This is a genomic window from Nostoc sp. C052 (assembly GCF_013393905.1).
GTDB lineage: Bacteria > Cyanobacteriota > Cyanobacteriia > Cyanobacteriales > Nostocaceae > Nostoc.
This window is the reverse complement of the sequence record NZ_CP040272.1, coordinates 4,385,449-4,411,718: the sequence shown is the minus strand read 5'-3', so window position 1 is coordinate 4,411,718 and position 26,270 is coordinate 4,385,449. Positions and strand designations below refer to the sequence as shown.

At 43.0% G+C, this 26,270-nt stretch carries 15 protein-coding genes and 2 pseudogenes; 9 read left to right on the top strand and 8 right to left on the bottom strand.

From position 1 onward, the window contains the following. Positions 1-103: 103 nt before the first annotated feature. Positions 104-1,507, bottom strand: a complete 1,404-nt coding sequence (leuC, locus tag FD723_RS17920; RefSeq protein WP_179066530.1) for a 3-isopropylmalate dehydratase large subunit — start codon at positions 1,505-1,507, stop codon at positions 104-106. Between the two features lie 284 nt (positions 1,508-1,791). Between leuC and FD723_RS17915 the strand changes: the two genes are divergently transcribed. The 5 genes from FD723_RS17915 (at position 1,792) to FD723_RS17895 (ending at position 12,535) form a co-directional block, all read left to right on the top strand. Next, on the top strand, positions 1,792-3,141 hold the full coding sequence (locus FD723_RS17915; RefSeq protein WP_179066529.1) for a P-loop NTPase fold protein: 1,350 nt from the start codon (positions 1,792-1,794) through the stop codon (positions 3,139-3,141). 204 nt (positions 3,142-3,345) lie between these two features. Further along, complete coding sequence (locus tag FD723_RS17910; protein ID WP_179066528.1) at positions 3,346-8,523, top strand: WD40 repeat domain-containing protein; 5,178 nt, start codon at positions 3,346-3,348, stop codon at positions 8,521-8,523. A 369-nt stretch (positions 8,524-8,892) separates the two neighbouring features. After that, complete coding sequence (locus FD723_RS17905; protein ID WP_179066527.1) at positions 8,893-9,642, top strand: DUF928 domain-containing protein; 750 nt, start codon at positions 8,893-8,895, stop codon at positions 9,640-9,642. A gap of 78 nt (positions 9,643-9,720) precedes the next feature. Further along, the gene (locus tag FD723_RS17900; protein ID WP_179066526.1) at positions 9,721-11,940 is read left to right on the top strand and encodes a CHASE2 domain-containing protein; all 2,220 of its coding nucleotides are present in this window, start codon (positions 9,721-9,723) and stop codon (positions 11,938-11,940) included. Between the two features lie 289 nt (positions 11,941-12,229). After that, a complete protein-coding gene (locus tag FD723_RS17895) occupies positions 12,230-12,535 on the top strand; it encodes a hypothetical protein (protein WP_179066525.1) in 306 nt (101 codons plus the stop codon). A gap of 23 nt (positions 12,536-12,558) precedes the next feature. Here the strand turns inward: FD723_RS17895 and FD723_RS17890 are convergent, their stop codons facing one another. After that, positions 12,559-12,831: a hypothetical protein gene (locus FD723_RS17890; protein WP_179066524.1), complete on the bottom strand. Its 273-nt coding sequence runs from the start codon at positions 12,829-12,831 to the stop codon at positions 12,559-12,561. 293 nt (positions 12,832-13,124) lie between these two features. Between FD723_RS17890 and dnaX the strand changes: the two genes are divergently transcribed. After that, a complete protein-coding gene (dnaX, locus tag FD723_RS17885; protein ID WP_179066523.1) occupies positions 13,125-16,586 on the top strand; it encodes a DNA polymerase III subunit gamma/tau in 3,462 nt (1,153 codons plus the stop codon). A gap of 170 nt (positions 16,587-16,756) precedes the next feature. On the opposite strand, the gene FD723_RS17880 is transcribed toward dnaX, so the two are convergent. Then, the gene (locus tag FD723_RS17880; protein ID WP_179066522.1) at positions 16,757-18,163 is read right to left on the bottom strand and encodes a glycosyltransferase family 2 protein; all 1,407 of its coding nucleotides are present in this window, start codon (positions 18,161-18,163) and stop codon (positions 16,757-16,759) included. A gap of 632 nt (positions 18,164-18,795) precedes the next feature. Here FD723_RS17880 and ebsA point away from each other — a divergent pair. Continuing rightward, positions 18,796-19,170, top strand: coding sequence for a type IV pilus biogenesis protein EbsA (ebsA, locus tag FD723_RS17875; RefSeq protein ID WP_104905290.1), 375 nt, complete (start codon positions 18,796-18,798; stop codon positions 19,168-19,170). A 365-nt stretch (positions 19,171-19,535) separates the two neighbouring features. Here ebsA and FD723_RS17870 read toward each other — a convergent pair whose 3' ends face one another. The 5 genes and pseudogenes from FD723_RS17870 to FD723_RS17850 form a co-directional block, all read right to left on the bottom strand. Beyond that, positions 19,536-20,339, bottom strand: a complete 804-nt coding sequence (locus FD723_RS17870; RefSeq protein ID WP_179066521.1) for a PEP-CTERM sorting domain-containing protein — start codon at positions 20,337-20,339, stop codon at positions 19,536-19,538. 480 nt (positions 20,340-20,819) lie between these two features. Beyond that, positions 20,820-21,017, bottom strand: a pseudogene (locus tag FD723_RS17865) (transposase); the annotation flags it as partial. Continuing rightward, a complete protein-coding gene (locus FD723_RS17860) occupies positions 21,014-21,472 on the bottom strand; it encodes a winged helix-turn-helix domain-containing protein (protein WP_179066519.1) in 459 nt (152 codons plus the stop codon). The gene FD723_RS17860 and the pseudogene FD723_RS17865, both read right to left, overlap by 4 nt. 75 nt (positions 21,473-21,547) lie before the next feature. Further along, positions 21,548-22,060 (bottom strand): annotated as a pseudogene (locus FD723_RS17855) (MFS transporter); the annotation flags it as partial. Between the two features lie 51 nt (positions 22,061-22,111). Next, entirely contained in the window at positions 22,112-22,555 is a 444-nt protein-coding gene (locus FD723_RS17850; RefSeq protein ID WP_179066518.1) for a GxxExxY protein, read from the bottom strand. A gap of 57 nt (positions 22,556-22,612) precedes the next feature. Between FD723_RS17850 and FD723_RS17845 the strand changes: the two genes are divergently transcribed. Beyond that, positions 22,613-25,597, top strand: coding sequence for a valine--tRNA ligase (locus FD723_RS17845; protein WP_179066517.1), 2,985 nt, complete (start codon positions 22,613-22,615; stop codon positions 25,595-25,597). A 204-nt stretch (positions 25,598-25,801) separates the two neighbouring features. Then, positions 25,802-26,236: a hypothetical protein gene (locus tag FD723_RS17840; protein WP_179066516.1), complete on the top strand. Its 435-nt coding sequence runs from the start codon at positions 25,802-25,804 to the stop codon at positions 26,234-26,236. The last annotated feature ends 34 nt before the right edge of the window (positions 26,237-26,270 follow it).

The following is a 26,270-nucleotide window of genomic DNA, read 5'->3' as shown; positions in this document are numbered from 1 at the left end:
GTCGGGAATAGGGAATGGGTAATGGTAATAGGTAAACTTTCAATCCCTAATCCCCATTACCCCTTATCCCCAGAGGGGGCCCCACCTTCCCTAATCCCCAAGGTTACAGCAACTCACGCACATCAGAAACTTCGCCTTTGATGGCAGCAGTGGCAACCATTGCCGGACTCATCAGCAATGTCCGGCCAGAAGAGGAACCTTGTCTTCCTTTAAAGTTGCGGTTGGAGGAGGAGGCACTGATTTGTCTTCCTTCTAGCTTATCGGGGTTCATGGCTAGGCACATAGAACATCCCGGTTCCCGCCACTCAAATCCGGCTTCCTGAAAGATTTTATCTAGTCCTTCAGCTTCCGCTTCTTCCTTCACTCTTTCAGAACCAGGGACAACAAAGGCTTTGATTCCTTCTGCAACGTGGCGACCTTTAGCGATTTTTGCCGCTTCTCGTAAATCGCTAATTCTGCCGTTGGTGCAACTACCAATAAAGCAGACATCTATTTTAGTGCCCTTGATGGGTTGACCAGGATATAAATCCATGTAGCGATAAGCTTCTTCGGCAATAAATCGGTCTTCTTCCAGCAGTTCTTCTGGCTGAGGTACTGACTGATTGACACCGATACCTTGACCGGGAGTAATCCCCCAAGTAACGGTAGGAGGTATTTCTGCGGCGTCAAATACTACTACATCATCGTACTGGGCATCAGCATCGCTCTTGATGGATTCCCACCAGCCCACTGCTTGATCCCAATCTGCATCAATGGGTGCAAAATCTCTCCCTTTGAGGTAATCGTAGGTGACTCGATCGGGATTGACGTAGCCGCATCTAGCACCGCCTTCGATCGCCATATTGCAGACAGTCATCCTCTCTTCCATATTCATTTGCTCAAATGTCGTCCCTGCAAATTCGTAAGCATAACCCACACCACCTTTCACGCCAAGGGTGCGGATGATATGCAGGATGACATCTTTGGCGTAAACTCCTGGGTTGAGAGTGCCATTAACTTCTATTTTGCGAACTTTCAATTTGGAAAGGGCGAGGGTTTGGGAAGCGAGAACATCGCGGACTTGGCTAGTTCCAATACCAAATGCGATCGCACCAAATGCCCCATGACTGGAAGTGTGACTATCTCCACAAGCGATCGTCATTCCCGGCTGGGTAATTCCCAGTTCTGGGGCGATGACGTGAACTATACCCTGACTGCCAGAACCAATATTGTAAAAAGTTATGTTATTTTCTTGACAATTATTTTCCAGGGCTTGAATCATTTCCTCTGCCAAGCTATCGGCAAAGGGACGCGCTTGATTTTCTGTGGGCACAATATGATCGACTGTGGCCACAGTTCGTTCTGGAAACAGTACTTTCAAATCCCTCTCACGTAACATAGCAAAGGCTTGGGGACTGGTGACTTCGTGAATTAGATGAAGCCCGATAAATAGTTGCGTCAGCCCTGAGGGAAGTGTACCAACGGTGTGTAAGTCCCAAACTTTGTCAAACAGGGTACCTTTGCTCATACGTCAATCAGTATTTAAAGAGTCCGGTCTTAAATAGTATCAAAAAAAGTCTCGGTTTTTGCAGATAGCTTAAATATTACTTACAGCTTTACCCTCTTATTTCTCTGTGTCCTCTGCGCCTCTGTGGTTTTATTCTTCTTTAACTAACCGCAGAGACCCAAAGGGCACAGAGGAGAGGTAAAAGCGAAAATTCTCCGAAATAGTGAGTTGCAATGATGTAAGTAACTTTATCCTTTTCTCCCAGGATATGTTAAGACAATACCAGATTATTGCACTACCAGGTTATGTCCATAGATTTACGGGAATTTTATCAGGCTAGCGATCCCAGCAGAACTCTGTTTGTCAACAATAGCTCTGATGGTAAGTATTATATAGATTTTTCCTCGGTACGAGGTGGTGATATTCTTGGCAAGCTGAAGCAGAAAATTACTTTTTTTAAGCCGAATGAACCCACTTGTACTTTATTTACTGGGCATATTGGTTGTGGTAAATCGACAGAACTATTACGGTTACAGGCAGAACTGGAAAAGTTAGATTTCCACGTCGTCTATTTTGAGTCCAGTGATGACTTGGAAATGACCGATGTCGATATTGCTGATGTGCTGCTGGCGATCGCTCGGCGGGTGAGTCAAAGTCTGGATAAAATTACTCTGGAGACACCCAACAAATTTAATGAGTTGCTGCAAGGCGCTTGGAAGGTCTTAAACTCTGAGGTGACGGCGGGAAAAGTTAAGTTGCCGGTGCTTGGTGATGTCGGTTTATCCGCAGATAAAGATAAGTTTTCTCTATCTGTGGGGATTGGTGAAATCACCGCGAAGATGAAAAATGACCCAACGCTGCGAGAAAAACTCAATCAGTATTTAGCACCACAAAAAACTAAACTGCTGGAAGCGATTAATCAAGAATTATTAGAACCTGCGATCGCTAAACTCAAACAGCAGGGTAAAAAAGGTCTGGTGGTAATTGTCGATAATCTTGACCGCATAGATAATCGCGCCAAACCTTGGGGTCGTCCGCAGCAAGAATATTTATTTGTCGATCAAGGTGAGTTTTTAACAAGGCTGAATTGTCATCTACTCTACACCATGCCCTTAGCTTTGAAATTTTCCAACGATTACGGAATGCTGACTCAGCGTTTCCCAGAAGATCCCAAAGTGTTACCAATGGTACCTGTACAAAAAACTGATGGCAGTGATCATATACAGGGAATGGCACTTATGCAGCAGATGGTACTAGCGAGAGCTTTTCCTAACTTGCTAGAAGAAGAGCGTTTAAGTAATGTTACTGAGATTTTTGATAGTGCTGCTAGCCTCGAACGGTTATGTAAAATGAGCGGTGGTCATGTACGGGACGTGCTGAGGCTGCTGAATACCTGGATTATGGAAGAAATGAGTCTTCCTCTAACCCGTGAAACTTTAGAGCAAGTGATTCGTTCTCGGCGGAATGAAATTATGTTACCGATTTCTGAAAATGAGTGGCAATTGTTACGTCACGTTAAGGAAAGGAAAAAGGTGAGCGATGACCACGGATATCAAAAACTGATCCGCAGTCGATTTGTCTTTGAATACCGCGATGGTGGTGAATCTTGGTTCGATGTTAATCCCATTTTGGCAGAGGCGAGTGAATTGCAATGAAGTATCTTTCGCTTACCCACTCACCCGCCTGGGAATAAATTCCGAGGTTAATAGCTAAAGTCCTCTCAAGAGGACTAATAATAGCTTCTAGTCCACTTCAGGGGACTTCAGCTATTAGCCTTGCACTTGAGTGCAAGGCGGGATATGTTAACTCAACGTCAAAATATCTGGTAGAAATTCGCACCTCAAAAGCATATTAGCTCTATGAGTTCACAGCAACCATCAGAAGATAACCATATAAACAGCGAGCGCTCTCTGACACAATTAGCTTGGGCGATTGAATCCTCTGTGGGACAGTTTAAGCTGATTTTGGCACGGTGTAATTATGGTAGCTTGCGCGATCGCTTAATCTCCAGACTGCGGGAAATTTGTCAAGTTGAAATTCGTATCTTGACGGTGCAGCAATCGAACAGAACTCTTTATACTGCCATTCAGGAAGAATTCGGCGAAGAAATGCCAGTCTGTGTGATGGTTGTGGGTTTAGAATCAGTGCAGAATTTGTCTGTGATATTAACTTCCGCGAATCAGGTGCGGGAAGAGTTTCGCAAGAATTTTGCTTTTCCCTTAGTGTTGTGGATTGACGATGAAATCTATAAGCAACTAATACAGCTTGCACCTGATTTAGAAAGTTGGGCAACTACGAGAAATTTTGCCATATCAACACAGGAATTAGTCGCTTTTATCATCGAAATGGCTAATCAATGGTTTAGGAATAACTTAAAATTTAGTGTAGATATATATCTTCAACTCGAAAATGAGTTAGAAGCAGCGCAAAGATATTTAATCAACAAGCCAGATATTTATAATTTAGATATTCAAGCTAATTTAGAATCTTTATTAGGCTTTATTAAACAGATAAATAATCAAAAAGATTCGGCGCTAGAGCATTATCACAAAGCTTTAGAGCTTTGGCAGCAAAGTCATAATTTAGAAAAACAGGCAAAAATCCTTGGTGAAATTAGTTTTGGCTATTATCTCAAAGCTATTAAACATAAAAATATAAATTGTCAAGATTGGCATAGAACATGGTATTATGTTCAGGAATATATAAATTTTGTTGGCCAATTTAAAAGCCCAGATTTAATCGCCAACTCAGTAGTGAAATTTGGTGATATATTGCGAGACTTGCAAAAATGGGAAATTTTGTCTAGTCTTTCTAAACAAGCTTTACTAGTACATAAAGCTAACAACCAGCTAAGGGAATTAGCTAAAGATTACGGTTTTTTAGCTGAAGTAGCTTTGGCTCAAAATAACTGGGTTAAAGCAAATCAGTTAGTTAAGCAAGCCTTAGAAGTTTTTGTTGGAATTCCTAATCTGGAATCAGCCAATATATCAGAGGTTTTATCTGATATTCCCAAAAAGGCTTTAGAATCAAAAGATTTGAGCTTATATCAGTTTATTTTAGGTCGTTCTCAATACCATTTAGGTCAAATTACACAGGCAACTCTTAGCTTAGAAACTGCTAGGGATGTGGGTAATCCCTTAGAAGATGTCAGGCTTTATTTGGATATTCTCAGGTTTTTACAGCAGCTTTATTTTGAGCAGAAAGAATATCTCAAAGCATACAAAATCAAACAGCAACGCCGTTCTATTGAACAGCAATTTGGTTTGCGGGCTTTTATTGGTGCGGGTAGGTTAGAAGCTACAAAACAGGTATTTGTCGAGACATTGCGCTCAAACTCTCCCCAAGGAAATATTGCTCCAGAAATTGCTGCATCTGGTCGCCTCTTGGATGTAGAACGTTTGATTGAACGCATGGGTCGCCCTGATTATAAGCTGATAGTCATTTATGGGCAATCGGGTGTAGGCAAAAGTTCGCTAGTGAATGCGGGACTTGTACCAGCTTTAAAGAATAAAGCAATCGGTACTCAAGATTATTTGCCGGTAGTAATACGCGTTTACACCAACTGGGTGGAAGAATTGGGGAGGGTTTTGAGGAGAGATAAGGGGGATGAGGGAGATGAAGGGGACAAGGGGAAGTTAGAATCTCATTCATCCACCTCAGAACTGGATTCATCCACTTCAAACACTCAAACTCCTAACTCCTCACTCCTAACTCCCCACTCCTTAATCACTCAACTTTGCGAAAACGAACAGCGCAACCTCCGCACAGTGCTAATTTTCGATCAATTTGAGGAATTTTTCTTTGTTTACACCGAACCTACACAAAGAAAGCAATTCTTTGAGTTTCTAGGAGAGTGTCTGAATATTCTATCGGTGAAAGTTATCTTATCGCTGCGGGTCGATTACATCCATTACTTGCTAGAGTGCAATGATTTGCCCAGTCTCAAGATTATTGGTAATGACATTCTCAGTAATAATGTGCTTTACAAGTTGGGGAACTTCTCACCTGCTGATGCGAAGTCAATTATTCAGCGTTTAACTGAAAATACTAGTTTTCAATTAGAACCTGCTTTAGTTGAACAAATGGTACTGGATTTAGCCGGAGAATTGGGTGAAGTTCGTCTCATTGAGTTGCAGATTGTGGGGGCACAACTGCAAAGGGAGAATATTACAACTCTGGCGGAATATCAGAAGGGTGGCACTAAGGACGAATTGGTTAAGCGTTATTTAGATGAAGTTGTTCATGATTGCGGTGAAGAAAATCAGCAAGCAGCAGACATATTACTGTATTTGTTGACGGATGAAAAAGGAACTCGCCCTCTAAAAACTCGCGCTGAGTTGGAACGTGATTTGCTCCCGTACTTCTTGGAGATCCCCCCAACCCCCCTTAAAAAGGGGGGCTTTATTCTTTCAACCCCCTTTTTAAGGGGGTCGCCGCATACGGGGGGATCAGAAACTAGGGTGGAACAAGTTTCTGAAATCAGTAAATTAGATTTAGTGTTAGAAATATTTGTCCAATCTGGCTTAGTGGTTTTGCTACCAGAAAACCCCGCCGACCGTTATCAATTAGTACATGACTACATCGCCGCCTTTATCCGCCAGCAACAAGAACCGAAGTTAAAGCAGGTAATGGCGGAACTGGAAAAGGAACGAGAACAAAGAAAACAAAGTGAAGCCAAACTTAATCGTGTTCTCAAACGCGCCCTTTTTGGTTCCATAACCGCAGGTTTAGGATTTGCTGTTTTAGCTGCGGCAACATTCCAGTGGGCAGTAGAGGCAAATGTTAATCAAATTAACGCCATCAATAATTCTTCGGAAGTCTATTTTGTCTCTGGAAAACATGCAGATGCTTTAATAGCAGCCTTAAAAGCAGGTAGCAAACTTAAGCATACACTTTGGGCACACCACAGAAGCGATATCTCAATGCTAACTGTGGCAACTTTACAGCAAGCGGTTTACTTAAAGCCAAATGAAAGGAAAGAAAATCGTGCGATCGAGGTAAATACCTTAGAAGGTCATAGCAGCGCGGTCAGAAGCCTCGTCTACAGCCCCAATGGACAACAGTTAGCTTCTGCTAGTTATGACAACACAATCAAAATCTGGGATATCAGCAGTGGCAAACTTCTCAAATCCCTAACTGGTCATAGCAAAGAGGTCAATAGCGTCGCTTACAGCCTTAATGGACAACAGTTAGCTTCTGCTAGTGCTGACAAGACCATCAAAATCTGGGATGTCAACAGTGGCAAACTCCTCAAATCCCTGACTGGTCATAGCGATGCGGTCAAAAGCGTCGCCTACAGTCGTGATGGACAACAGTTAGCTTCCGCTAGTGCTGACAAGACCATCAAAATCTGGGATATCAGCAGTGGCAAACTTCTCAAATCCCTAACTGGTCATAGCAAAGAGGTCAATAGCGTCGCTTACAGCCTTAATGGACAACAGTTAGCTTCTGCTAGTGCTGACAAGACCATCAAAATCTGGGATGTCAACAGTGGTCAACTCCTCAAAACCCTTACTGGTCATAACGATGTGGTCATGAGCGTCGTCTATAGCGGTGATGGACAACAGTTAGCTTCTGCTAGTTATGACAAGACCATCAAAATCTGGGATATCAGCAGTGGCAAACTCCTCAAAACCCTTACTGATCATAGCAGTTCGGTCTTTAGCGTCGCCTACAGCCGTGATGGGCAACAGTTAGCTTCTGCTAGTGATGACAACACCATCAAAATCTGGGATGTCAACAGTAGCAAACTCCTCAAATCCCTGACTGGCCATAGCGGTCGAGTCTATAGCGTCGCCTATCGCCGTGATGGACAACAGTTAGCTTCTGCTAGTTGGGACAAGACCATCAAAATCTGGAATGTCAGTAGTGGTCAACCCCTCAAATCCCTGACTGGCCATAGCAATGGGGTCAATAGCGTCGCCTATAGCCGTGATGGACAACAGTTAGCTTCTGCTAGTGATGACAAGGCCATCAAAATCTGGAATGTCAGTAATGGTCAACTCCTCAAATCCCTGACTGGCCATAGCAATAGGGTTATTAGCGTTGCTTACAGCCCTAATAGACAACAGTTAGCTTCCGCTAGTACTGACAAGACCATCAAAATCTGGGATGTTAGCAGTGGTCAACTCCTCAAAACCCTTAATGGTCATACCAGTTCGGTCTTTAGCGTCGCTTACAGCCCTAATGGTCAACAATTAGTTTCTGCGAGTCGCGACAACACTATCAAAATCTGGGATGTTAGCAGTGGTCAACTCCTCAAAACCCTGAATGGTCATAGCCATTGGGTCATTAACATCGCCTACAGCCCTAATGGACAACAGTTAGCTTCCGCTAGTGCTGACAACACCATCAAAATCTGGGATGTCAACAGTGGTCAACTCCTCAAAACCCTGAATGGTCATAGCAATTGGGTCATTAACGTCGCTTACAGCCCTAATGGACAACAGTTAGCTTCTGCTAGTGCTGACAATACCATCAAAATCTGGGATGTCAGCAGTGGTCAACTTCTCAAAACCTTTATTGGTCATAGCGATGCAGTCAGAAGCGTCGCCTACAGCCGTGATGGACAACAGTTAGCTTCTGCTAGTCGGGACAAGACGATCAAAATCTGGGATGTCAGTAGTGGTCAACTCCTCAAAACCCTAACTGGTCAGACTGATAGGGTGAATAGCATTGCCTACAGCCCCAATGGAAAACAGTTAGCTTCTGCTAGTGATGACAAAACAATAATTTTATGGGACTTGGATTTCGATAATTTATTAAACAGTGGTTGCAACTTGCTAAATAATTACCTCATTGCCCATCCAGAAGTATTAGAAGAGTTGCGATCGTGCCAAACGCGATCGCGCTTGGTTAAAGCCGCTACAGTATTAGTTATCCAAGGTGAGAAGTTAGCGCGAAATGATGATATGAATGGCGCTGTGGAAAAGTTTGGCAAAGCACAGCAGTGGGATAATAATTTAAAGTTTGATTCCCAGGCGAGAGCGAAAGAGTTGGCGAATCAAGCTAAGGGTGACAAGAGGACATTACCCTAATGGAATAGATTAGACCTGTCGGGAAATAGCGAGAAAAATCGCTGAAAACCTTGCGACACAGGAACTATAGGTATTTATGGTAAAGTTGCTTGGAAGCCTTATAGATTAAGGCTTCCAAGGATTTATTGCTTTATTTCCCGACAACTCTATTAAATAGGCGATCGCAAGATATAAGGATGGCATACAGAGATTTTAGTCTCGCCAATACTGCAAGTAAACAGACCATACGGTAGGGGCACAGCATTGCTATGCCCTTACGACAGATGTGGTTCAAATACATGAAAACTGCTGTAAGTGAAAAATCTGGCTCTGCTTTTGGGAATACTTTATTTATTCACCCGACTAATCTAGCACCCAGACATTTTCAATATGAAATGGATTAAACCATATATATATTTTGTAACTTTTTCCTTGCCTTTGTCTTTGTTTTCTGCTTTAACAGCACAAGTACAGGCTCAGTCCTACCATCCTAATAAAACTTGGCAAATTAGTCAGACATTTAAGCCACCACAGCGGGGAAAACCTCCTGCAAGTGCTGGTGGTTCTACCCGTGGTAGTTCTTGCCTAACAGGCAAAAAACTAATAACTCCCTTAATCCCCCCAGATAAATTAGGGTTGACATTTGCTGAACATCCAACATTTTTCTGGTATGTACCTCCATCTCCAGTCAAAACAGCCAAGTTTCTGCTCTTGGATAAAGACCAGAATGTATTTTATGAAACATCTTTTACACTTCCAGATAAGCCCGGAATTATTAACTTCAAACTTCCTGACACTGCCCCTGCACTCGCTGTCGGTAAAACTTATCACTGGTATCTAACAATTGCTTGTGATACTCAAGACTCTAGTGAAAACCCCACTGTAGATGGTTGGGTGGAACGCACTCAACCAGAATTAGGTTTGTCGGAGGCCTTAACAAAGGCAAATTTGCATAAGTTGCCCAGCATCTATGCAGAAGCGGGGATTTGGCATGAAGCGCTGACTAGTTTGGTGAAGCTACGCCAGACTGAACCGAATAATTTTAAGGCAAGGCTGGATTGGAGACAATTTTTCAAGTCAGTTGGTTTGAGTGCCATCGCTTCCGAACCATTGATCGATTGTTGCACATCTAGGAAATAAGGGCATGGGTATTGGGCTGAGGGAGAATTCCCAACTCCCAACTCCCAACTCAGCACTCAGCACTCAGCACTAAATATTATGTGGGCAAAGCTGAAACCGCAAATCTGGCAATGGCGTGGTGTTTTACTTGCTGTTCCTAATATTACAGCCCTGGTAATTGCAATACGCTTGACTGGTTTACTGCAATTGTTGGAATTGGCTGCACTGGATCAATTTTTTCTCCTCCGTCCACAAGAGTCGGCTGATACCCGCATTGTCATAGTTGAGATTAATGAGGCAGATATCCGCAAACAGGTTCAGTGGCCTATGTCTGATAGAAAACTTGCCAGTTTGTTAGAGAAAATCAAACAGCAAAAACCCAGAGCGATCGGTTTAGATATTTATCGTGATTTACCTGTCAATCCCGGTCATCAAGAATTACTTAAAGTATTTAAATCTACTCCTAATTTGATTGGAGTCCAAAAAGTCTCTGATACTATTGATAGTTCGGCGGTTGATTCGTCTCCAGAACTCAAGAAACTTCATCAAGTTGGGTCAAATGATTTACCCATAGATGGAGATGGCAAAATTCGACGAGCATTATTGTACGTAAATTTAAATAATAACGACATTCTAGAAAGCTTTGGGTTAAAACTAGCATTGTTGTACTTGAAACCTGAAGGTATTACCGCAAAGCCATCAGCCAATAATTCTAATTACTTGCAGTTAAATCGGGGTGTTTTCCCGATTTTTGAACCTAATGATGGTGGTTATGTCCGAGCAGATGCCGGGAGTTATCAAGTGCTGTTGAACTACCGAGGACGGATACAGCAGTTTGCTAAAGTCTCTCTTAGCGAAGTGCAAGAGAACCACATCCCACGCGATTTAATGCAAGACAAGGTGGTATTAATTGGTGCTACCGCCGAGAGTTTAAAGGATTTATTCTATACGCCTTACAGCAGTAATGTATTGACTGACCCAGAACGAATGGCGGGTGTAACAATTCATGCTAATGTCATTAGTCAAATTTTAAGTGCAGCAATAGAAGGTCGTCCACCGATCAAGTGTTTACCTGACCCGCTAGAATGGCTATTGATTTTGATTTGGTCAATTATTGGTGCTAGCTTGTGTTGGCTACAACGCCATAGTAGCAACCAGAAAACCCTGATTTTTAGTGTTTTTCTGGCGGGTGGTGGTTTAGTTGGTGGCAGTTTTCTGGCGTTTATTGTTGGTTGGTGGATTCCTGTTGTACCTTCATTGCTAGCATTTGTAGGTTCTGCGATCGCACTCACTCAGTATATTGCTCAAAGTGCTACCGAGATGCGAAAAACCCTCGGTCGCTATCTCACTGATGAAATTGTTGCCAATATCCTCGAAACTCCTTCTGGCTTGAAGCTAGGGGGAGAACGCCGAAAAGTTACGGTTCTCGTATCTGATTTAAGAGGATTCTCAGCTATTTCTGAACAATTGCCCCCGGAAGAAGTAGTAAAGATTTTGAATCTTTATTTGGGAACAATGACAGATGTGATTAATCAGTATAAAGGCACGATTAATGAGTTTATGGGTGATGGTATTTTTGTGATCTTTGGTGCGCCAATTAGTCGCAAAGATGATTCCGAACGAGCGATCGCCTGTGCTATTGCCATGCAGTTAGCAATGGAGCAAGTAAACAAACAAAATCAGCAAATGAATTTTCCAATCCTCGAAATGGGAATTGGCATTAATACAGGCGAGGCTGTGGCAGGAAATGTTGGCTCTCAAAAACGTGCCCAATATACAGTTATTGGTAGCCATGTTAATTTGGCTGCCCGAATTGAGTCTTATACAGTGGGAGGACAGATTTTAATTTCCGAAAATACCTGTAAAGATGCCAATATTGACCTCCAAATTGCCGGAGAACTACAAATAGAACCCAAAGGGATAAAGCATCCTGTGACAATTTGTGAAATTCGTGGCATTGGTGGTAAATATAATTTATTCTTGCCTGAAGATGATGAAGAAATAGTCATTCTCAATCAAGAAATACCTGTAGAATACACAATTTTACAGGGGAAATATGCTGTGGGAACAGTATTTTTTGGCAACTTGATTAGCCTTTCAGAAAAAGGGGCGCAACTGCAATCGCCACATTCTTTACATCTTTTGAGCAATCTCAAACTCAAGTTATTGATTGAAGCAGAAATGTCCATAGAAGAAGAATATATCTATGCCAAGGTGATCCAACAATCTAATATTGACGAGCATCTTTATCTGCTTCGGTTTACAGCTGTTCCGCCAAAAGCAATCGCAATTTTAAATACACTGCGTCAGCTTGGGTGAGATGAGAGTATCAATCATATTGAAACGCTAACAAAGAGAGGTGTATATAAATGGGGTAGCCCGAAAAAGTAGATAGTTGAGATTTTTTAAAATAGTAACAAATGTTGCTGATAAAACCAGGCGATCGCGGTAATATTCTGAACTTAAGCCCGACCCAACTCCAATAACTCCTAACTCTGACCGAATAATTAATAATTCGTAATTTATGGTATGAAGCAACTAAGTTGAGTTGTGGAGTTAAAAATATGATTTCTTTTAAAACTGAGATTGAATCACATCTAAAAGACAAATGACGAACGTAAACAAATTTCAAAGACTAGTAGAACTTGCAAACGATCACGGAATTATTTGCCAGCCAACACCAGAGGAATGTTTGATTGCATCCTTGCCTGGAGACGATGACTTTTTATTAGCTTTTACTTGGTCTGGTACAGTTGAGGGAGAGCCGCCAGAACATGAATTAATTGCAATTAGTGTACAGGATATTGTCAAAGAAGTTACTGTTGCAGCTTGGCAGATTCCTGTTTATTTGTTCGGAAACGTTTTAAGACAAGCTCAGATGCTTGTCACTGCCCACAAAGATTTTATTAGCTAGCAGACAAGCCCTAGAGCGTGTTTTCAAACTGGCTGTGTTTTAAAATAGGCGATCGTAGGCAAGGTGTGTTGATAAATCGCATCAATATGTCGCGCCAGGATTCCCCGACTTGCTGCACCCAAGTCGGGGAATCCTGGTGTTCCGGGACTGGGGACTAGGGAGTAGGAAGAGTTTTCTTCTCGTGCGTAAGCTATAGCTCGCCGGAGGCATCGCTGCGCGAACAAAACTTGGGTAGTGAGTGATCTTAATCTCCAAACAATTTTCCCAGTCCCTAGTCCCTTTTTCAATTCTGTCAATTCTGTTATATCTATAGTTTGAAAACGCGTCTTAGTCCCTAGCCTCAATCTAAAAATAGAACAAATGTACTAAATGATATGCTATAATTCCCATACATTGATGTTGAAATCATAGTAGAGGATCAGCTCTAGTTTCTTGCTTTCCTGAGTGCCAAAATATACGGTATGAGTTGAGTGCAAGAGCTATGGCAACATCGATAAATAAAGCTGGTACGAGAGTTTAAAATAATTGAATCCTAAACTCGACTCGGTGCTACTAATTAACGTTGAAAGGCATTGAAGTCTATATTTCCATGTCTTATGAACCCCTGCACCACAAATATCGCCCCAAAAGTTTTGCTGAACTGGTGGGACAAGAGGCGATCGCCACCACCCTCACGAACGCGATCGGCACATCCAAAATCGCCCCCGCCTATTTATTTACTGGGCCAAGAGGTACGGGGAAAACTTCTAGTGCCCGGATTCTGGCTAAATCCCTCAATTGTCTCAAAGGTGATCAGCCCACGGCTGAACCTTGTGGTGTGTGTGAAGTTTGTCAGGGGATCACCAAGGGGTACGCCTTAGATGTAATTGAAATAGACGCCGCTAGTAATACTGGTGTCGATAATATCCGCGAGTTGATTGAAAAAGCCCAGTTTGCTCCTGTGCAGTGTCGCTACAAGGTTTATGTAATCGACGAATGCCTAACTGGAGATTCTCTGGTATTGACTGATAACGGACTTAACAGAATAGATGATCCCAAAATCAAAGGCAAGAGGGTTCTGAGTTACAACGACTCATCAGGTAAATGGGAATTCAAGAAAGTTGTCAGGTGGTTAGATCAAGGAGAACGTCAAACCTTCGTTATCAAGACAACTAACCGAGAAATTAGATGTACGGGTAATCATTTAATTAGGACAAACCAGGGATGGCTACCAGCAAAGGACGTAAGAGAAGGAGTGAAGATACTATCACCTGTGAATGTGGATGTGGCATCCTCATTTACAAATTTGGTATCGATGGACGCACCCGGAGATTTGTTAGCGGACACCAGTTTAAAGGCAATACATCTGGGCAAAAATTATACGACCTGGAATCTATCCTTAAACAAGCCGAATTACTCCGACCTTTCTGTGCTTGCGGGTGTGGTGAAAAGCTCGATATCCCAACCTTTTTACAAAAAAAAGGCCGAGGAATCATTAGCATCCAGTCTCGCTGGGAAAAACATCCATATAAAAAAGGACACGGAATTTGGGAACTTAGAACAGAAAAGTTCCTTGCAGATGCGGCAGTTATCCAGCCAAATGCATTTGGACTTATCTACGGAACCTTACTTGGAGATTGCTCTATCAGTTATCCCAATAAATACAGTAGATTCCCCAGATTGTGTTGGACACACTCAGAAAAGCAGCAAGAATGGTTGGAATACAAAACCTATCGCCTTCAAGAATTGCGTCCAAAACTGCGAATTACAGCTAACAAAGGATACGGAAACATCTCAGTTACCTGTAACACCGCTTGTCATCCCCAACTCAAAGATGTCTTTGAAATCGTTAAACCAAATAGGGATAAAAAACTCGTCTCTATGGATTGGCTTAATCGAATTACCCCAGAAGGACTTGCTTGGTGGTACATGGATGATGGCTCACTCAGTCTCAGTCCAGAAGGAAGTCCACGAATTCAACTGCATACAGAAGGATTCTCTGGGGCAGAAAATCAACTCATTGCCAGTTGGCTTACAGCAATGGGATATTCAGTTGCAACAAAGTTTTACACCAGGAGTAGTACAGGCAAGACATACTACTACATCCAGATGGGTGCAAGCACCAGTAGAAAATGGCTGGCAGACCTTAAACAATATTCCATCCCCTCGATGGATTACAAATTTGGAGACTGTCGAATCTGTTCACCTCGCTGGGACTGAGCGAGTCTATGATATTGAAGTAGCAGATAATCATAACTTTGTAGCAAATGGGCTTTTGGTACACAATTGCCACATGCTCAGTACCCAGGCATTCAATGCGCTACTTAAGACACTAGAAGAACCACCGAGACACGTGGTTTTTGTATTGGCGACAACAGACCCGCAACGGGTGTTACCAACGATTATTTCACGCTGTCAAAGGTTTGATTTTAGACGCATTCAGTTAGAGGCGATGGTGAAGCATTTAAGTGCGATCGCATCTTTTGAAAACATTCATATTTCACATGATGCTGTCACCCTGGTAGCCCAACTTGCTCAGGGAGGGTTACGGGATGCTGAAAGTCTACTCGATCAATTGGGTTTGTTAGCGGGTGAAGTCACACCAGAGCGAGTTTGGGATTTAGTTGGAACAGTGAGCGAACAGGACTTGCTGAGTCTTTTAAATGCGATCGCTCAAGATAAACCGGAAGCAGTTCTAGACTGTACTCACTACATTCTAGATCGTGGTCGAGAACCCCTAACTATTCTGCAAAATCTCGCTGCTTTTTACCGCGATTTACTCATAGCTAAAACAGCACCCAACCGCCACGATTTGGTTGCTTGTACTCAGCAAACCTGGACAGCCCTGGTTGAGTTTGCTCAATACTTCGATATGAGCGGGATTTTGGCGGGACAGAAACACTTGCGAGAAGCTGAAGTGCAAATTAAAAATACCACCCAGCCGCGTTTGTGGTTGGAGGTAACATTACTAGGATTGTTACCCAGTGCGACGAATATTCAGCCACAAGCCCCAATTGTCGCGCCACGAGTTAATACACCTGCTGTACCTCCAAATTATCTTCCAGCAGTTGCCCAAAATCAGCCTGTCTCTTCTGTACCTCTAGCTGAACCGCAAACAAATCATAATTCTGCAAACCATCATCAAGCGGCTACCCAAAATCAGCCTGTCTCTTCTGTACCTCTAACTGAACCGCAAACAAATCATAATTCTGCAAACCATCATCAAGTGGCTGCCCAAAATCAGCCCGTCACTTCATCTCCCCCAGTTGAACAGCAAACAAATCACAATTCTGTTGCTAACTCAGTTTCACCACCAACCCCAGAACCGATATCCGTTCCTGCGCCACCTGCAAACGTTGAACCAGTAACTTCAGAAGTTGTTGGGGAAGCAACTTATGATTTAACTCAGGTTTGGCAACAGGTGCTTGCTAACCTCCAGCCAAAATCAAGGCAAGAAATGCTGCGTCAAATGAGCCAACTCACAGAGTTCGACGGTGTTATGGCTCGAATTGCAATTAAACAGGCATGGTATGACAAGGGAAAATCTTATCTACCGATGATTACGGCAGCTTTCCAGCAGACTTTCCAGCGTGAAATCCAGATCAATATAGAAAAAGGAATTTCTTCAAACTCTACCTCAGCCAAAAAAAATCCTCCACCAAAAGACTCTACTCGCCCTCAGCAACCACCTACACCCAGTTACAACCAGCAAGTTCCGTCTTCAGCGCCAGTACCACAGCCAACCACTCCACCACCAGCTGCAACAGCAGCAAAAAATGGAAATAGCATAAATGGAAATGGGGCAAATGGAAACGGCGTAAATGGAAACAGCGTAAACGGGAATAGCATAAATAAAAATGGGGTAAATGGAAATGGGGCGCAAACTTTGCCTCCACCCCCAAAACAAACACCCGCACCTGATTGGGAACCTGATGAAGTAGCGATCGCAGCTCAACGTATAGCAGAATTTTTCAACGGACAAATTATCCGTTTTGCAGATGATTTCCCAGAATTCTCCGATTCCATAACTACACCAGAATGGGTAGAAGAAGCAGACGTGGACGATGAATAAAAAACTTTCAGTTAAAAAAATATCCCATTATAGGGGCGCAAGGTCTTGCGCCCCTATGAACATACAAATAATTTTGGATAATTTATTTTTTGTTAGTCCCTAAAAAAAATGCAAAATTATTTTTGGTAATTTTGCATTTTTAATTTTTAATTTTTAATTCCCCAAAGGGGCTATTCCCCATGCCCAGTATGCAAAGTTTTCACCCATTTTAGCCGCTTTGGTCTTACCGACATGCGGGCAGTAGTACTGCTCATAACGACTAACCAGTGCAACATATATAAACTGCCACGCAGGGTTTGCACGAGCATTATAAAATATGTAGAAAGTGGGAATTTTTGATCTTGACGTATTCGTTTCAGACCTGTAAACATCCCTACCATCGACATAGAGATGGACAAGCCTGTGATGGGACTTAACATTGGTGGACGATGACGAGCGATCGCCATCAATAAATCTGGTATTGCTGCTGTTGGCAAGATATACATAATCAGCATAAAAATCAGCAAATCCCAGCTTTTGCGCGTTCCCATGCGGTTTTTGAGAATTAAATCCCAATAATCCAAATAGCGCTGATAACCACCTTCTGCCCAACGGTTACGCTGATGCCAGAGTGCGATCGCACTTGTCACACCTTCTTCTTGCACTGCTGGATGGAAAACACACTCAATATCCCATTTATCCAAATGTAAGCGGATTGTCAAATCCAAATCATCGGTAATGGTTTCCTCATTCCAGCCACCGCAGCTTTCCAAGGCGGAACGCCGGACAAATTGACCATTACCCCGCAGTTCACCAATGCCACCAAGGGCAGTCCGTTGTTGCTGAAACCAGGTATCAAGGGCCATTTCTGCCATTTGACCCTTAGTCCAAAAGTTGTCTTTAGCGTTGGCGATCGCTTTTCGCACTTGCACCGCCCCCACATTTTCTCTTTGAAATAAAGGTATTACCTGTTGCAGCAAATCTGGTGTCACTTGAGCATCAGCATCAAATACTGCGATGATATCGCCCTTTGTCAGCGGCAATACCTGATTCAACGCCCCCGATTTGCCACCAGTAGCTTCTGCTGAACGCCTTAGTACTTTCAGTTGGTCGTATTTCTGTTCGAGTTCTGCTAGTAAATGCGGTGTGCTATCACTGCTGTGATCGTCAATTATCCAAATTTCGTACTGCCCACCTGGATATTCCAGATTACAAAGATTTTTGACTAATTTAGCAATTACCGCTTCCTCATTTTTCGCAGCTACCAGCACAGATACAGAAGGCAAATCTCCCTGTATTTCTTTTGGATAGCGGCGGGATTTAGTAAACACTACCACCAAAGCATGAAATCCTAGAATGGTGGTCAGTCCTAGAATAAAAATAGAAGCCCAAGAAACTAAATGTAGAGCGATCGTGCCACTCCAGACGATAGTCAAGACTAGAGCCGCTTTGCCTCTACGACCTTGAAACCGGGATGGTAGAGACACCGGATCTGTCTCTAACACCGACTCCTCATCTACTGATAGGTCAGATAACAAGGAGTTGAGCGGATCAAGCTCTTGATAAGAATCTTCTTCGGGCCAGGAATTCGCTGGCATAGGTTAGGTTGCTTGATTCAAAAACCACTATTTGTCTACAGTTAGTAATTTTACGGACAAATATCCCTAAGCTACTTTTCCCGATCTTAATCGGAATGGGCAAACTGCAATACCCGCTATCCCTAAGCCAAAAGCCACTGGGACTACCTTTGTTGTCACCGCCACTCTGCGTAATTACTTGACATTAACCACGTTTGCTACTCTTAGACAGAGGCTTGATTCCTTTGATAGCCACTTCGGCAGGAAGCTTGTAGAGTCGGACTTTCTCCAAAGAGAACTCCGGTTTAGGCAAAGTAATAGCAAGGTAGCAGCAGCTTTTTGTTGGGAGAAACTGCAATAACGTTATCCACCACTTTACAGTCGGGATTTTTAGTGTTACCGTTCCCAGCTTCGATAACAGTTAATGCAGCATCATTGTAACCGAAATTTTAATATTTCTTAGCAGGAACTTCATTTATTGGGTATGGGGCATTGAAAAGACGCAGAGGGGAATAACTCTTCTCTCTTGCTCCCTGCCCCCTGCTCCCTTGCTTCTTCCCGGCTCTCTCATGTGCTTTAGACACATCTTTTGGGAATACTACTAACAGCCACTAATATCCCCAGTTGCAAACTAACTTGAGGAATATTTAATAATGTCTATTGAGCAACTTCAGCCTGCCACTCAACAACAAGCCAGTGTTTACTTACCTTACGTTCAGGGCGCTAGGCGCAATTTCTTACCCTATGCCATCAGTCTTTATCAAAAAGGAGTCTTGGAGGGACATCGGAAGATAGAAGCCAGTGAACATGTCCCCTTTGTCGCTTCCTGGAATGTTGCCACCCTACCCTCAGACTTAACTCGTTGCCGAATTCAGTTTGATGGCAACGCTGACCTAAGTTATGAACTGATGATGGCTAGTTTCGAGTTTATTAATTTTTTAATTGAACTTATGGACAACTATAAACGTTATCGCGTAACCGATTTTTCACAACCGTTTTACCGCAAACTATTGCGTATAGATGATTGATTAAACTCAGCCGCACTTGTACTATACTCAGTGCTGTTAGCGGGTAGCTAAGGTTTAGCCCATACTGAGTTTTGAAGTTCAGTACTCAGTACTGGTGTAGACTTAAGCTGAAACTCCTTTAAAACTTAGTTTCCAGCCTCCGGCTGGAAATTCTGCTCCTGGTGGCTCTGCCGCCAGTAAAGAGAGGCGGAGCCTCAAAGACAAGCATTCCCAGTCGGAGACTGGGAACGAGGTAATCTAAAAGCTAGTTCTAGACTTCCTTTCACGTTAAGTTGACACCAATGAGCATTGCTGTACCCCTACCGCGTGGTTTATTTACCTGAAAATAGCTGTAACTCAGCACTCTTCATAACAGCCTCCCAGTTTCAAAACATTTTCTTAGGTTCGATGTCTTTTCTTCTTTTCAAGAAAATACCACAACCAGCTACCATCAAGGTTCCAAGAAGGCTAGCGGGTTCTGGAATAGAAGTTTCATCTATAGGTACTTTAATTCTCAAATTTGCCAAGGTAGCGTTAGTTATGGTCAAGGATGTTATGGTTGGCAAACCTGGAATATCGGACTGAAAATCAAAGACTGTGGGAGTTAAACTACCATTGGGGTTACTATATCGCTCCCCATATCCACTCACTTCAAAAGTACCTTGGTACTGCTTTCCGGTGTCTGGGTCGGTGACAGTGCCAGTGTAGAAAGCCTTTGTGAGATTAAATTCATCCTGAACTACTCCTTGAAATGTAGTTCCTGCCAATTGTCCCTGGTATTTATAGGGTGTCAACTGACCACCAGAAAGAACTGGCGATGTGAGAACACCATCAAAGGAGACAATCGGAATACCTTTAAAATCAACAAAGTAATGCAGACTTCCATCAGAGCGTGTTTGTACCTTTAAATAGTCTGACTGGTATACAGGCACATAATTAGGATTATTATTAGTACCTAAGTTCCGGTAATAAGTTCCAGTGTCATCTGTGTCAATACGAGTAATACTGTTATTGAAATTGGGATTATTACTGGGAAGTTCGATTGTTCCTGATAAAGTACCGCTACTTTCAATTGTGATGAATTGAGCAGCAATTGCACTGGCGCTACTGAAAGCGATCGCTACTGCTGCTAAACAACTGCTGCTAACAACTGCAAAACCTAGCTTAATCCCTGATGAACTCACTTTCATTAACAAATTGTTCCTTTAATTGCCGATGGTAAACACACCTAATCTGCTGAGATTCATTGCAAAGTTTTCTCCAGCACGATTTATTATTCCCAAGCTTCTGATGGAAGTTTCATCGGCAACAAAAAGCCTTGTCAATCCCTATTTTTATTCTTACTTTTGTGGAGCGTGTCGGAGACAATCACCTGATTACTCAATTCAAATCTCGTTTCATTTTGACGGTTAGAGAGACGCGATAAATCGCCGTCTCTACAGAAAATTTATTCGTCAATTAATTCTTGACAGACTACTAGCAGCCAGCGTGATACCAATTTAATCTGAAGCTGCATAGAAAAGAGCTTCTAAAATAAAGTTATAAGAACAGACAGATATTACCTGCTCAAGTGTAAGTTGGTCAAATATTTCTTGGATGCGATGCCTACGGCGGGCTACGCCTACGCGTAAAGTCTGTAAAGAAGAGAAAAGTTAATTTTTGAGTGGTTTCTTGAGGAGCTGCCAAAGCCTTTCAATGAGATTGAGTTCAGGGGCTGAAGGTGGTTGAAACAAAGGAATAATAAATTCTTGCCAACGAATCGCTGAACTTGTATGAGCAGGTGCTTGGTCAACCTGTAAAATAGCGTAATCTCCACCTAATTGTTGAGATAACCAGTCCAAAAACTGTTGAAAACACTCGCCATTCAATTTCGGATACTCGTAATGTTATGGTCTCCAGTCAATGGTTCAATTGCACCATAAATCCAAAAGTTTTCCCGTGGCCATTTCACCTCAACCGTGGGCTTGACTCCTGAAGCTGTAATCACTTTTCCTGTAAGAGTTTTCAGTCCAACCCTAGTTTCATCCTGGCAAAGGTAGCGAACACACTTGCCAGGTGCTAGATGTTTTTCTAGACAATTAAGAATGATTCCGAGTTTTTTTTTAAATTCAGATACCAATTTCTCATCTTGGTTATGGCTTTGAGGGCGAGGCACTTTTAGTTTTGCCCCTAATCGATATCGAACCCAGGCATAAACCGTTGCATACTCTATATCTTGTCCATGTTCTTCTTTTAACCACTCAACTATTGCACCATAGCTACTAAAGCCTTTTCCTGTTTTTAACTCCTCCTCAAGTGCTGCGTAGTTTACCGCCGTAGGCATCGCAGCATCATCGATTTTCCGTTTTGCACAAGAGTGCCTTTTTGATTTCTAATAAGCCTGATATCCCATCAGTTCTATAGGAATATTATTGAGAGATACTTCAAGCTGACCTGCTAAGACTACTAACATTCCAGAACCAAAAATGACAGCCATTCGATAAAATAGTGAGCGAATACCGACAAAAAAGGCTTGTTGTTCTGGAGATAAGGCGAGGAGGTAGAAGCCGTCTGTAGCAATGTCATAAGTTGCAGAAATAAATGCTCCTATTGTTAATGTTGCCAGGGAGATGAAAAAGAAATTTGGCAGTTGTAAGGAGAACGCTATCAAACCCAAGCAGCAGAACATGGCAAATTGGGTATAAAGTATCCATTGACGTTTGCTAGAGTAAGTATCAACAATTGGGCCCTAAAACATTTTGATGACCCAAGGTAGATAGAGGAAGCTTGTCCAAAGGGCAATTTGGGCGTTATCGATTCCGAGTTTTTTGTAAAAGATTACGGAAACTGTGTTGATGATAATGTAAGGGATGCCGGAGGTGAAATATAGGGTGGGAATGAATGTCCAAGGGTAGGTTGTTTGGTGTTTCATGGATTTGGGGGACGAACCGCGAAGGCGCGAAGTGCGCGAAGGAAGAATTAATTAAGAAGAAGAGAGGATAATGCGTTTGATGCCTTGTTTAAGGATGGGGACGTTAAAGTTGATGAGAAGGCCAAGGGGATGTTTGGTCATTTTGAGGTATGAGAGGACTTGAGCTTCGTGGATGGGAGCTAGGTTTTGAACGGCTTTTAATTCAACAACTACAACATCGCCAACGAGAAAATCTAATTGTCCTTCGCCAACAGGATGTCCTTTATATTCCACTGCTACTGGATGTTTAGACTTATGAGGTATCCCACGCATTATAAATTCTAGTTTCAGTGCCTTATAATACACCTCCTCCAAAAACCCTGGCCCCAAGATCCTATGTACCTCAATCGCTGCGCCAATCACAGCATACGCTAGCTGCTCCGGTTTATCACCGAGCTGCCTCATCCTTCTCTCCTCTTCCTTCGCGTACTTCGCGCCTTCGCGGTTCGTTTCCATCAATCCCCCTCCAACCCTATGGCAAAATTTATTAAAGTCCTTCCTTAGTTTTCCCGCATGACTGCAACCATTCCCAATCTCCCCAGTCTCTACGACCCCTTTTCCACCGAAGCCAAATGGCAAAAATTCTGGGAAGACAATCAAGTTTACAAAGCTGACCCCAACCAAGGCGGCGAACCCTACTGCATCGTCATTCCCCCCCCAAATGTCACCGGCAGTTTACACATGGGTCACGCCTTTGAAAGTGCCTTAATTGATACCCTAGTGCGCTACCACCGGATGCAGGGACGTAATACCCTATGGCTACCCGGAACTGACCACGCCAGCATCGCTGTGCATAGTATGCTGGAAAAGCAACTCAAAAAAGAGGGTAAGACTCGCTACGAGTTGGGGCGCGAAAAATTCCTAGAACGCGCTTGGCAATGGAAGGCTGAGTCTGAGGGAACGATTCTGAATCAGCTACGACGCTTGGGTGTCTCGGTGGACTGGTCACGGGAAAGGTTTACCCTGGATGAGGGTTTATCTAAAGCTGTTGTCGAGGCGTTTACTCGCCTCTACGAAGAAGGCTTAATTTATCGTGGTGAATATTTAGTTAACTGGTGTCCCGCTTCTGGGTCGGCTGTGTCTGACGTGGAAGTAGAAAATCAAGAAGTGAATGGAAATCTCTGGCACTTCCGCTATCCCCTCACCGATGGTTCCGGTTTTGTAGAGGTAGCGACAACTCGACCAGAAACGATGCTGGGTGATACGGCTGTAGCAGTTAATCCCAATGACGATCGCTACAAACATCTCATTGGCAAAACTCTAACTCTGCCAATTCTACAACGAGAAATTCCCATCATTGGCGATGAATTTGTTGACCCGACTTTCGGCACAGGCTGCGTAAAGGTAACTCCCGCCCATGACCCGAACGATTTTGACATGGGTAAGCGTCACAACCTGCCGTTAATCAATATTATGAACAAAGACGGCACTCTCAACGCCAATGCTGGGGAATTTCAAGGACAAGACCGCTTTGTTGCTAGAAAAAATGTGGTTTCTCGCCTAGAAGCAGATGGCTTTTTGGTGAAGATAGAAGATTATAAGCATACCGTTCCCTACAGCGATCGCGGTAAAGTACCTATTGAACCTCTCCTCTCAACTCAATGGTTCGTCAAAATTCGCCCCTTAGCTGATAACAGTCTCGAATTCCTCGACCAGCAAACTTCTCCAGAGTTTGTCCCCCAACGCTGGACAAAGGTCTATCGTGATTGGCTAGTAAAACTCAAAGATTGGTGTATCTCTCGGCAATTATGGTGGGGACACCAAATTCCGGCTTGGTACGCTATCAGTGAAACGGGTGGGCAAATTACTGATAACACGCCCTTTGTAGTGGCGAAATCGGAAACTGAAGCTTGGGAAAAAGCTAAATCACAATTTGGTGAAAATGTCAATCTAGAACAAGACCCAGATGTGCTAGATACTTGGTTTTCTTCTGGACTCTGGCCGTTTTCGACTTTAGGCTGGCCAGAACAAACTCAGGATTTAGCAACTTACTACCCGACTACTACTTTGGTGACAGGCTTTGACATCATCTTTTTCTGGGTAGCCAGAATGACAATGATGGCTGGGCATTTTACGCAGCAAATGCCTTTCCAAACGGTTTACATCCACGGCTTGGTGCTGGATGAAAAAGGTCAGAAGATGTCAAAGACCAAAGGTAATGGCATTGACCCATTGTTATTAATTGACAAATATGGTACTGATGCCCTGCGGTATACCCTAATTAGAGAAGTGGCTGGTGCCGGTCAAGATATCCGCTTAGAATACGATCGCAAAAAGGATGAATCAGCATCGGTTGAGGCATCGCGCAACTTTGCAAATAAGTTGTGGAATGCTGCCCGGTTTGTGATGATGAATTTGGATGGACAAACGCCGCAACAATTGGGGAATCCAGTAGCTACAGAATTGAGCGATCGCTGGATCATCTCGCGGTATCATCAAGTTATCAAACAAACCACGAATTACATCAATAATTACGGTTTAGGGGAAGCAGCAAAAGGACTCTACGAATTCATCTGGGGTGATTTCTGCGATCAATATATTGAACTGGTTAAATCTAGGCTGCAAACAGATGCAGATCCAGAATCACGGCGGGTAGCACAACAAACACTTGGCTACGTTCTGGAGGGGATTTTGAAACTGCTTCATCCCTTCATGCCTCATATTACCGAAGAAATTTGGCAGACTCTCACGCAACAATCAGCAGATTCACCGCAAACTTTACCATTGCAACTCTATCCCCAGGTAGATGCAAACTTAATCGATCGAGCTTTAGAAGAACAGTTTGAATTACTGATTGATACTATCCGCACAATTCGGAATTTGCGGGCTGAGGCGGATATTAAGCCAGGGGTAAAAGTAATAGCGAATTTGCAAACCCAAAGCCAGAAAGAGCGGGAAATCCTCACTTCTGGACAAGATTATATTAAAGATTTGGCGAAGGTTGAGACTTTAACCATTACTGACAAACAAGAAAACCAAACTGTTGCTGCTAAAAAACCTCAAAGGGGTTTGAAGACAATTGGCTTAATTATTGTGGCCATTATCTTTGGTAGATTGGGTTTAGCTGCGGGGTATGCCATTGATGAAATTCCCATCATCGGAACTTTCTTTGAACTAGTTGGTTTTGGTTACACAGCTTGGTTTGTTAGCCAAAATTTACTCACTGCTCAAGCCAGACGTAGGTTATGGAGCCGATTTTTTCCGCAGAGAGAACTAGAACAACCACAAAAACCAGAAAATGCGATCGCAGGTGTAATTGGTACAATACAAGTGCTAATTCCTCTCAGCGGTGTGGTAGATATTGAAGTTGTGCGTGCCAAGCTAGAAAAAAGCTTGAGCAAAGCTGAAGCTGAAGTTCAATCCCTGAGTACCAGATTAAACAATCCTAGTTTTGTAGATAAAGCTAGGGCTGACGTGGTACAAGGGGCGCGGGAAGCTTTAGCAGAGGCACAGAAGCAAGCAGAAATTTTGCGCGATCGCCTTAAGGGGTTGCCGTAGGCATCGCCTCAATGGGTTGTCGTAGCGATCGCCTGCATGACTTAGGATAACTGTAATGGGTAATATGAAGAGTTATTAATTCCCAATTACCCATTACCAATTAACAAGATCCAAATATAAATTCTGGCACTTATTTTTTTATTAAATTTTTTATTAAATTTGAATTTTGAATTTTGAATTTTGAATTGGAGCGAAGCGACCCTCATGCTGTATCTAGCCCAGGTGCGTAAAAACGATTTTTTAGACCAGCACCAGTTACGCTTGTTGGCGCGTCAAGAAGCTGATAACTTGTGGGCGATAATTCCCGAAGAGGCTTTCATTTTGCTGGGAAAGGGAAAGATCATGAGTGAAAACTTGCTTGTTTTAGTGGAACTTTCCTCTACAGGCGATATTGAAAAAATAGAAGATGCCACCAACTGGGTACTCCATCTGGTACAAAGCTACCTCACTATCGGCATTACCCCAGAATTTTTGCAGCATGAAGCCGAGCGAGCAGAACATTGGCGACAATCCCTGACGTTGCAAAATCAAGACTTAGCGCGGCGTTCCTTGGAATTAGAAGCTCGTCGCGAACAAATTCAAGCGTTAGAAGAAAGCCTCAAACGCGAGAAAAACGGTTATACCCAAGAGGAAAGTTAAAAGTTTGCAGTTGTGTTGCTTATAAAGGCACAGT

What these genes read in the sequence shown, in the direction of transcription:
- leuC (WP_179066530.1), bottom strand. Translation starts at nt 1,507, where the DNA reads ATGAGCAAAGGTACCCTGTTTGACAAAGTTTGGGACTTACACACCGTT.
- FD723_RS17915 (WP_179066529.1), top strand. Translation starts at nt 1,792, where the DNA reads ATGTCCATAGATTTACGGGAATTTTATCAGGCTAGCGATCCCAGCAGA.
- FD723_RS17910 (WP_179066528.1), top strand. Translation starts at nt 3,346, where the DNA reads ATGAGTTCACAGCAACCATCAGAAGATAACCATATAAACAGCGAGCGC.
- FD723_RS17905 (WP_179066527.1), top strand. Translation starts at nt 8,893, where the DNA reads ATGAAATGGATTAAACCATATATATATTTTGTAACTTTTTCCTTGCCT.
- FD723_RS17900 (WP_179066526.1), top strand. Translation starts at nt 9,721, where the DNA reads ATGTGGGCAAAGCTGAAACCGCAAATCTGGCAATGGCGTGGTGTTTTA.
- FD723_RS17895 (WP_179066525.1), top strand. Translation starts at nt 12,230, where the DNA reads ATGACGAACGTAAACAAATTTCAAAGACTAGTAGAACTTGCAAACGAT.
- dnaX (WP_179066523.1), top strand. Translation starts at nt 13,125, where the DNA reads ATGTCTTATGAACCCCTGCACCACAAATATCGCCCCAAAAGTTTTGCT.
- FD723_RS17880 (WP_179066522.1), bottom strand. Translation starts at nt 18,163, where the DNA reads ATGCCAGCGAATTCCTGGCCCGAAGAAGATTCTTATCAAGAGCTTGAT.
- ebsA (WP_104905290.1), top strand. Translation starts at nt 18,796, where the DNA reads ATGTCTATTGAGCAACTTCAGCCTGCCACTCAACAACAAGCCAGTGTT.
- FD723_RS17870 (WP_179066521.1), bottom strand. Translation starts at nt 20,339, where the DNA reads ATGAAAGTGAGTTCATCAGGGATTAAGCTAGGTTTTGCAGTTGTTAGC.
- FD723_RS17860 (WP_179066519.1), bottom strand. Translation starts at nt 21,472, where the DNA reads ATGCCTACGGCGGTAAACTACGCAGCACTTGAGGAGGAGTTAAAAACA.
- FD723_RS17850 (WP_179066518.1), bottom strand. Translation starts at nt 22,555, where the DNA reads ATGGAAACGAACCGCGAAGGCGCGAAGTACGCGAAGGAAGAGGAGAGA.
- FD723_RS17845 (WP_179066517.1), top strand. Translation starts at nt 22,613, where the DNA reads ATGACTGCAACCATTCCCAATCTCCCCAGTCTCTACGACCCCTTTTCC.
- FD723_RS17840 (WP_179066516.1), top strand. Translation starts at nt 25,802, where the DNA reads ATGCTGTATCTAGCCCAGGTGCGTAAAAACGATTTTTTAGACCAGCAC.